Here is a 9,917-nt window from a genome sequence, read left to right as displayed (position 1 = left end):
GCCGCTGGGTCTTTAAATGCAACTTTAGAATGCAGCGATGCAGAAGGGCTTGCTGCCGCTCAGGCAAAATTCCCAACCGCTTCTGACTCATGCGATACTGATGTCACAAACATCACCAAAGCAAGCGGACAGTTTGTGGCTTCTGAAAACTGTTCAAATGCTGGAACATATACCAATACTTGGACTGTAAAAGATGACTGCGGAAATACATCAGAAACTTTTACTCAGATAATTACAATTCAGGACACTACTGCTCCACTATTTACTGGCACTCTTCCTTTAGATATTGAAGTATCATGTGATGCAGTTCCTGAACCAGCAGAAATGCATACTTCTGATAATTGTAATGGAGATTTACCAATAGTTTATACAGAAACGAAATCAGGTATTGAAAATGAATGTCCTTCTAATTATACCTTGACTCGTACTTGGAAAATTAGTGATTGTGGTGGCAATACGACTACTCATGTTCAAGTTATCACAGTACGAGATAAAACTGCTCCAACTGGAACAGCTCCAGAAAGTGTAACCAACTTAGCTAGTATAGATGTAATACCTGTAGGAAATCCATCAGATATTAAAGATGCTGCCGATAATTGCAGCCCTACTGTAAATATCACTGTTACCGATACAAACAATGGCGGAAATGGATGTGATGGAGAACCATATATCTTAACAAGAACTTACACTTTAACCGACTGTGCAGGAAATAAAACCGAATTGGTCCAAACTTTCACAGTTGAACGTAAAGTTACAGTTAGCGGAATTGCAACAAACACCAGCTGTTTTGGCGGTTCAGATGGTTCAATTACAGTATCAAACAGCGCAGGCTCAACTGTAGTAATTACAAATGAAAGAAATGAGGTTGTTGGCAATACTAATTTACCAGCAGGAACTTATACTCTTACTGCAACTGCACCTATAAACGGTGAAAATCAGACTTGTTCTGCTACAGCTACCGTTGTGATTACACAACCCGAATATACTGTAAAAATTTCTGGACAGATTATCAATATAGATACCAACGCTCCAATCGCAAATGTACCTGTTACTTTAGTTCCTCAAGGAACTACTACAGGACCAATACAAATGCACATTACAGGCGCAGACGGAATGTATAGTTTCTCTGGAATGCCTGCTGGAAGCTACTTAGTTCAAGTGCAAGACGCTAATTTGAATAGTGCATATCAATTATACCCTGTTAACTCTAGCTTATTCTTTACTACTCTAGAAGATTGTAAAATACAAACCCATAATTTTGAATATGGAGCTTCAAAACTTCCTGTTCTTGGAGATTACGTTTGGTTTGACACTAATAGTAACGGAATTCAGGATGAATGGTATGATGCGAACAATGATGGAATTGTAACTAAAAATATACCAGACTCAAATGGAAACATTGATTATAGCCAATGGGAATGGATAGATCTTAACGGAGACGGAAGCTATACCGGACCTCAAAATGTTGGAGAATTAAATGCTGGAGGTTTCGGAAATGCATTGAACGCAAATATAATTATTGATGGTCCAAACGGATACCATGATGAAGTAATTGTGGGAATTGAAGGATTCTGGAGAAACCGTCCAGATATAGCAAATCCTTATGGAGAATATACTATAAAATTGGTTAGAGATGCGAATTTCGATACTATGGCAGCAAACTTAGGATTAACTGGTTTAGTAAAAGTACTTCCGTCTATATCTGCTAAAAATATTGCTGGTAAAACAGGCAAAATGCAATTGCATACCGTTTGTAAAACCACAACAGACAGCGGATACATTGTAACCATTACTCCAGAAGATTTAGTTCATTTAGACAATGATTTCGGAATTAGCTGTAAAGAATACAAAGATATTGTTGCAAATGATGACTCTGCTGGTCCAATCCCTGGTGTAAATCATACAACAACCAATGTATTGAATGTATTACCAAATGATACATTAGAAGGAAATACTATAACAGCATCTGATGTTATAATTACAACGGTTACACCAAATGAGTTTTTACAACTAAACCCTGATGGTTCAGTAGATGTATTGCCAAATGCTCCAGCAGGAACATTAACAATGGTATATCAAATCTGCGAAGCTGATCAGACAGACAATTGCGACACAGCAACTGTAACCGTTACAATTGAAGCTCCTGTAATGACAGTTACTGCAACCTCAATTTGTGTTAATGATGTTCCTTACATTGATTATGTAGTAACACCAGTAAACTTCACTCCTGTAAATGGTGTAACTATTGCTTGGGCAGATAGCAACAATAATGTTGTAACAACAATGAACAATCTGCCATTAAGTGGTCGCGTATTATGGCCTGGAGCGGTAGTAGATGATCAAGGAAAAGGAATTGATTGGCCAGGTTGGGTTTTTGAAAACAACAAATGGATTGAAGCCGCTGATGGATTTGAGAAATTACGTCCAACCGCTAATGTAACGCTATCTGTAAATCCGAGTGAGACTATAACAGTTAATTATCCACCGGCAGATCCTTATTGTACTGCAAGACCAACATTTGCAATTGTTGCCAATGATGATAATCCTGCACCAATAATATCAAGCCCAACACAAACTACTGTGGGTAACGTTTTAACCAACGATACACTAAATGGTTCTGCGGTAAATATAAATGATGTAACACTTACAACAACCGTTCCCGACCCAACAGGTTCAATATCAGTAGGCCCTGACGGAACTATAAATGTTGCAGCAAATACACCTGGTGGCACTTATACATTAACGTATCAGATCTGCGAAAAGGCCGATTTTGGAAACTGTGATACAGCTATTGTGACTGTTATTGTGATCTCTCCTATAGTTGCGAATGATGATACTTATAGTAATATCGGTTGTAATTCATTCGGACTAGTAGGTAATATTTTCAGCAATGATTTAAAAGGAAGAACACCTGTAACGATAGAATTAGTAAACTTTACGCTTCTTACCGAAGGAAATAACACTAAAACAGATCCAAACATTACTGTTGATGCTTCTGGAAATGTAAATGTGTCTAGCTTAACGCCTGCTGGCACTTATACTTACGGTTACACAATTTGTGACAAATCAAGTCCAGATAATTGTGATTCTGCAACTGTTACCATTATAGTAATTCCAAGTGGTGTTGTAGAGGTAAGAGGCACGGCATGTAACGATGATTCGACATTGATTAACCTAAGCACCTTACTTCCTGAAGGAACGCCTTCAACAGGAGTTTGGCAAGATAGAAACAATACCAATGCTCTTCAGGGTGGTATTCTTAATCCGTTTGGTTTAGCATTGGGCAATTACACTTTCGAATACATAATAGCCGATGAAAGATGTCCAAGAAACATAGTTTTAAATATGGAAATCAATGATGATTGTAAAGTCTTAGCTTGTGGTGATGTGTTAGTACATAATGCATTTTCTCCAAACGGTGACAACATAAACGATTTCTTCAAAATTGATAATATTGATGACACAACTTGTTATCCAACCAATTCTGTTGAAATATATAATCGCTGGGGAGTTTTAGTTTTTGAAACCACAAACTACAATAATACAACAAATGCTTTCGACGGAACTTCAAGAGGAAGAACAACCGTTAAGCAATCTGATGGACTACCAACTGGAACTTATTTTTACATTATTAATTATAAATCTCTAGATGGAAACAACAATGCTCAAGATCACAAATTAGACGGGTATTTATATCTATCAAAATAACAATTAAAAATACGCTGCAAAGATTATTTGCAGCGTATTTAAAAAAATTGATTTTTTTGACTAATTTTGATTTGTATGACATTGATTTTCAGTGATTTAAAAAATCAATAGTAATTATTAAATTAATAAAATCTACTATGAGAACAAAATTATTTTTCTTCGTCATTCTGTTAGTTACATGTTCAGGGTATGCACAGCAAGATGCGCAGTATACACAGTATATGTACAATACAATAACCATAAATCCTGCATATGCAGGTTCTCGTGGAGTATTTAGTGTATTCGGCTTATACCGTACCCAATGGGTTGGTCTTGATGGAGCGCCAGAGACAAGCAGTTTCTCAATTAATACACCAATAAATAATAGCAAATTAGGTATAGGAGCATCGTTGGTTAATGACAAAATTGGTCCAACAAATGAGAACAACATTTCTGTCGACCTATCTTATACAATTCAAACATCTGCAGATTTTAAACTTTCATTTGGTATTAAAGGAACCGCAAATATCTTCAACTTAGATGTAAACAAATTAAATCCTGCAGATCAAGGAGATCCTCAATTTCAGGATTTAAATAATAAATTCAGTCCTAATGTTGGAGCTGGAGTTTATTGGCACTCTGATAAAGCATACATTGGTTTGTCTGTTCCAAACTTTATTGAAACTAATCGTTACAATGATAACGATGTAGCAATTTATAAAGACAAAATCAATTATTATTTAATTGGAGGTTATGTATTCAATCTTGATAAATATCAATACATAAAATTTAAACCTGCACTTTTGACTAAAATGGTCGAAGGAGCACCTCTTCAAGTAGATGTCTCTGCCAACTTTATGTTCTACGATAAATTTATGATTGGTGCAGCTTATAGATGGAGCGCTTCTTTAAGTGCTATGGTTGGATTTCAAATTACAGACGGACTTTATTTAGGTTACGGATATGATCGAGAAACTACCAAATTGAATAATTACAATTCAGGTTCGCACGAAATCTTCCTGCGTTATGAATTCTTCTCAAACAAAGGCAAAATGACAACTCCTCGTTTCTTCTAAAAATAAGGTATCATGAAAAACTATACAATACTTTTCGTTACAATTATAGGCGCTTTTTCATTTAGCACTTATGCGCAACAGGCTAAAGTTAATTCTGGAGACAAGAAATATGACAGTTACGCCTATGTTGATGCCATTAAAACTTATGAAAAAGTTGCTAATAAAGGCTATAAGTCTGAAGATATGTTTAAAAAACTAGGTAACGCCTATTATTTTAATTCAGATTTTCAGAATGCCGCAAAATGGTATGGCGAATTATTTGCAATGAATACAGATGTTGAGCCAGAATACTATTTTAGATACGCACAGTCTCTAAAATCAAGTGGAGATATGGCTAAAGCAAATAAACTTCTGGATGAGTTTAATGCTAAATCAAAAAATGACAGCAGAGGAAAGCTTTATAAAGAAGACATAAACTATTTGGATCAGATTAAAGCAAACTCTGGGAGGTACCAAATAGAAAATGCAGGCATCAATAGCAAGTACTCCGATTATGGATCATTTGTCTACAACAACAAAATTTATTTTGCTTCTGCAAGAGATACAGGGAATTTCACACAGCGCAAACACAAATGGACAGGGGAATATTTTACTAATATTTATGATGCCGATCTAGATCCTTCTACAGGAAGCACATCAAAAGTCAATAAATTTAAATCGGCTATTAATACTAAATTTCATGAGGCTTCACCAGTTTTTACTAAAGATGGCAAGACGGTTTATTTTACCAGAAATAATTATATCAACGGAAAGAAAGGAAAGGATGAAAACAAGATCACTTTAATCAAACTTTACAAAGCAGAACTTGGACCAGATAATAAATGGACTAACATTGCGGAACTTCCTTTTAATAGTGATAATTACAGTACAGCTCATCCTGCTTTGAGTCCAGACGAAAAAACACTGTATTTTGCTTCTGATATGCCAGGATCAATTGGACAGTCAGATTTGTATAAAGTCAGCATAAATCCAAATGGAGGTTATGGTACACCAGAAAATCTCGGAAATACAATTAATACAGAAGGAAAAGAAACTTTTCCGTATCTAACTTCTGAAAATGAAATTTACTTTGCTTCAGACGGGCATCCAGGACTTGGAGGTTTAGATGTATTTGTTGCCAATATTGACAATAACGGAAAAATAAGTAATATACAGAACGTTGGAGCTGATGTCAATTCTCCAAAAGATGACTTTGCGTATATTATTGATCCCGAAACAAGAAGAGGTTTTTTCTCCTCTAATAAAGACGGAGGACAAGGGTCTGATGATATTTACGGATTTCTAGAAACAAGAAGATTAAGATGTATTCAGGAATTGTATGGAACAGTAACCGATGCTGAAACAGGAATTGCTCTTCCTGGAGCCAAGCTTACTTTATATGATGACCAAATGAATCTCAAAAATTCTGGTGTTGCAGACGCATCTGGTAAATACAGTTTTTCTGTAGAATGCGGGAAAACCTATTATGTAAGAGCCGAAAAACCAGAATATGCCACAAAAGAGCTACCTGTTACTATAGATAAAACAAGCGGAAAAACTAGTCTACCGATTGCATTGGAAAAATCAACTTGTAAGGTTACTGTAGGCGACGATTTAGGAAAATGCTTTGGCATCAAGATGATTTATTTCGACTTGGATAAATCTAATATTAGAACCGAAGCTGCCTTAGATCTAGAAAAAATATTGGTTGTTCTGAATGATTATCCAACAATGAAACTAGATATTCGTTCGCATACAGACAGTAGAGCTTCACATCAGTATAACGAAGCTTTATCTGACCGCAGAGCGAAATCGACTATTCAATGGTTAGTTAAAAACGGAATTGCTCCTAACCGATTGACTGGAAAAGGATACGGAGAAAATCAACTTGTAAATAAATGTTCAGACGGAGTTCCATGTACAGAAGCAGAACATCAAGCAAACAGACGAAGCGAATTCATTATTACAGCCTTGTAATATTAAAAATAGATCAACAAAAAAGCTGCCGATATGGCAGCTTTTTTTATTTAAAAAGTCGTTGCAATTCTATGAATTACAACGACCTCTAAAAAACCAACCTGTTCAATAAACTTTTAAATCTTAACAAATATGTTAGTGTAATATTTTTTTCCCGTAGCAGGATCTGTTGTTACAGATAATCCAAAATGGGTATAATCGCCTACTATATTTTCTTTGTGTCCAGGACTGTCAAGCCAAGCTCGTACAGCCGCTTCTGCAGTTTTATAATTGTAGGCTACATTCTCTCCTACTTTTTTAGCTCCTAGTATACTAGTCATATTACTAGATCTAGCAACAAAATCATTATGATCTACAACATTGTTTTCAATCATATACTTATTATGCTCTTCACATTTAAAAGATATATGATTAATTCTCTCTAAAGCATTTAAACCAACACTCACACGGTATTCGTTTATTAGCTTCATAGTTTCTATTTCGGTATCGTTATAAGTGTAGTTTACAACAAGAGCTTCTGTTGGAGTGGTATCCAAGCTTGCTTCGGCGTTATCAGCAGAACATGCGTTCATTGCGAACAAAATCGCAATGAACAACATGGTGCGCATAATCTTTTTCATAATCATCAGCATTTTAGCGGTTTAAAGTAAATGTTGGGGCAAATCCTTTAAATTTATCTTTGAATAAAATATCGTTTGCTTTTTCTATACCAAACGTATTCAAATTACCGTTAAACTACAAAATTAATCGATGAAATGCATATAATTTTTATTTAAAAAAGTATTTTCTTACAACTAAGAAGATAGTCGCTCAATTTTCCACGAAAAATCAGACTGACTTGTATATCTAATTCTATCGTGAAGCCTATTAGGTCTTCCTTGCCAGAATTCAACTTGAAGTGGAGTTACAATATAACCTCCCCAATTTTCAGGTCTAGGGATAGTTTTACCTTCAAATTCAGTTTCTATTTTTTTTAAGTTTTCTTCTAAAAAAGTTCTCGACGGAATAACTTCACTTTGGTGCGAAACTATAGCGCCTAGCTTACTTCCGTCAGGACGTGAATCAAAATAATTGTCCGAAACAATTTCAGATGTTTTCTGAGCAATTCCTTTAATAATTACCTGACGTTCTGCTTCCTGCCAAAAAAAAGACAAACAAACATTTGGATTAGCTTCTATTGCTTTCCCTTTTTCCGAATTGTAATTGGTATAAAATATAAAACCTTCCTCAGAAAATTTCTTCAATAAAACCACACGCGATTTCGGAAAACCATCCAATCCAATTGTCGAAACTGTCATGGCATTCACCTCTCCGCTTCCACCAAAATCTTCCACCTCATGAAACCATCGGTTAAAAAGATTAATTGGATCTTCTGGAATATTAGTTTCTAATAATTCACTCTTCTCGTAAGATTTTCTATAATTACTTAAATCGTTCATGATTTGTTATTTTAGATTATTGACTTTAGATTTTAGACTTTTTGTCTCAGGTTTCAAGTTTGTTAGGCTGAGCGAAGTCGAAGCCCACAACTACAAAGCAAGTTCTACTCAAAAAAAGCACTTCGACTTCGCTCAGTGTGACAATCATATATTTAGATTCCGTCAACTTAAACTTGAAATAACTACAACAAAACTTAGTACCTTAGAACCTCAGCATCTCAGAACCTTAAATTAAAACTCAAAACTAACTCCATCATCTGCCAAAAGCACATTTGGAAAAACCTCTTCTGCTTCTTTTTTAAATGGCTCTAGACCATCATAACGCGTTGAATAATGACCTAAAATAAGCTGTTTCACATTGGCCTTTAAAGCAATATTTGCTGCTTCTTTTGCTGTCGAATGCAGTGTTTTTTCGGCCAATCTTGCTTCCGATTCTAAAAACGTAGATTCGTGATATAAAATGTCTGTATTCTGTACAATCGGAATTATCTCTTCATTGTAAACTGTATCAGAACAGAAAGCATAACTTTTTGCTGGCAGCGGATCAAAAGTAAGTTTTTCATTTTCAATTACTGTTCCGTCATCAAGCGTAATATCTCCTCCATTTTTTATTTTCTGATAATAAGCAACATGAATATCATAACGCTGAACTGCTTCAACATCTAGTTTTCTTTCATCTGGTTTTTCCTGAAAAAGATATCCATTTGTATAAACACGATGCTTTAGCGGAATTGTTTTTACAATTACCTTCTTATCTTCAAAAATAACTTCACTTTCTTTCGACTCTAATTCGTGAAAAAACAAAGAATATGTTGTCCAAGATTCTGTCAGTTTTAACTGAATCAGGATTAATTCTTTAATTCCTTTCGGACCATAAATATGTAAATCTGTAGTTCTTCCTAAAAGCGAAAAAGTCGAAATAGTTCCAATTAATCCAAATAAATGATCTCCATGAAGATGCGAGATAAAAATGTGGTTAATCTTAGAGAATTTAATCTTGTTTTTACGAAGTTGCACCTGAGTTCCTTCACCACAGTCAATTAAAAACAATCTGTTTTTAATCTCCAAAACCTGCGAAGTCGGATTAGTAAGTGTTCTGGGAGTTGCGGCATAACAGCCAAGTATAGTTAGTTTCAATTTATTGTTTATTCGTTTATTTGGTAAATCGTTTAATCGGTTAAAATTAATCAAATCGATTAAACGGTTAAACGAATAAACAATTAAACCAATATTAAAATCCTAAATCACGTTCGATTTCTTCCATTTCGATAATGTCGTGAGCTTCTAAAAGAGAAGGAACTACAGCCAATTTATCTGAAATAGCGTTAAAATCAAGATCGGTTGCTACAATTACAAACGATTTTTTTGCTTTTTTCTGAACTTTAGAAAGTGGTAAGAAAGCTTTTAAATCATTTTCTGAAATATTAGAATCTGCTGATAAGTCGATTATAATATTTTGTTTTTCAAAGGTTTTAAATTGCTGCGTTACTTTTTCCAAGAAAGCATTTACATCTCCTTGAGTATCTTTAATCGTAACGGTATGTCCTTTTTGATCTACTTTCATTTTATAATTTGAGGGGCTTATATTTTATGATGCTAATTTACTAAGTTTTTTTGTTTTTTGCTGTTTCACGTTTGAAGTTTCACATTTCACGTTTGTCAGGCTGAGCGAAGTCGAAGCCCACGTTTGCAAAGCACGTTTAGTTTAAAAAAACACTTCGACTTCGCTTAGTGTGACACTTATTTCAAAACCGAACAC

Annotated in this window: 7 protein-coding genes; 3 read left to right on the top strand and 4 right to left on the bottom strand. The window is 34.9% G+C overall.

Annotation, left to right across the window (positions count from 1 at the left end; translation table 11 throughout):
• The 3 genes from AC1Q5Z_RS18405 to AC1Q5Z_RS18395 all read left to right on the top strand — a co-directional run.
• Positions 1 to 3,708, top strand: a 3,708-nt coding sequence (locus AC1Q5Z_RS18405) for a T9SS type B sorting domain-containing protein (protein WP_492446285.1), incomplete at its 5' end; no start/stop codon positions are given.
• Positions 3,709 to 3,845: 137 nt separating this feature from the next.
• Positions 3,846 to 4,763: a PorP/SprF family type IX secretion system membrane protein gene (locus tag AC1Q5Z_RS18400; RefSeq protein ID WP_343584539.1), complete on the top strand. Its 918-nt coding sequence runs from the start codon at positions 3,846 to 3,848 to the stop codon at positions 4,761 to 4,763.
• A gap of 12 nt (positions 4,764 to 4,775) precedes the next feature.
• Positions 4,776 to 6,719, top strand: a complete 1,944-nt coding sequence (locus AC1Q5Z_RS18395; protein WP_289058788.1) for an OmpA family protein — start codon at positions 4,776 to 4,778, stop codon at positions 6,717 to 6,719.
• Positions 6,720 to 6,835: 116 nt separating this feature from the next.
• Here AC1Q5Z_RS18395 and AC1Q5Z_RS18390 read toward each other — a convergent pair whose 3' ends face one another.
• The 4 genes from AC1Q5Z_RS18390 to AC1Q5Z_RS18375 form a co-directional block, all read right to left on the bottom strand.
• A complete protein-coding gene (locus tag AC1Q5Z_RS18390; RefSeq protein ID WP_198856279.1) occupies positions 6,836 to 7,339 on the bottom strand; it encodes a CAP domain-containing protein in 504 nt (167 codons plus the stop codon).
• A gap of 174 nt (positions 7,340 to 7,513) precedes the next feature.
• Positions 7,514 to 8,158, bottom strand: coding sequence for a pyridoxamine 5'-phosphate oxidase (pdxH, locus tag AC1Q5Z_RS18385; protein WP_488754221.1), 645 nt, complete (start codon positions 8,156 to 8,158; stop codon positions 7,514 to 7,516).
• Between the two features lie 231 nt (positions 8,159 to 8,389).
• Positions 8,390 to 9,295 (bottom strand): ribonuclease Z, encoded by a 906-nt coding sequence (locus AC1Q5Z_RS18380; RefSeq protein ID WP_492446282.1) that lies wholly within the window; start codon positions 9,293 to 9,295, stop codon positions 8,390 to 8,392.
• Positions 9,296 to 9,389: 94 nt separating this feature from the next.
• Positions 9,390 to 9,722 carry a ribonuclease Z gene (locus AC1Q5Z_RS18375; RefSeq protein WP_343584548.1) on the bottom strand — a complete coding sequence of 111 codons (333 nt, stop codon included), beginning with the start codon at positions 9,720 to 9,722 and terminating at the stop codon, positions 9,390 to 9,392.
• Positions 9,723 to 9,917: the final 195 nt, after the last annotated feature.

The organism is Flavobacterium sp. GW823-FHT06G12 (assembly GCF_058794775.1).
This window is presented reverse-complemented; position numbering and strand designations above follow the sequence as displayed.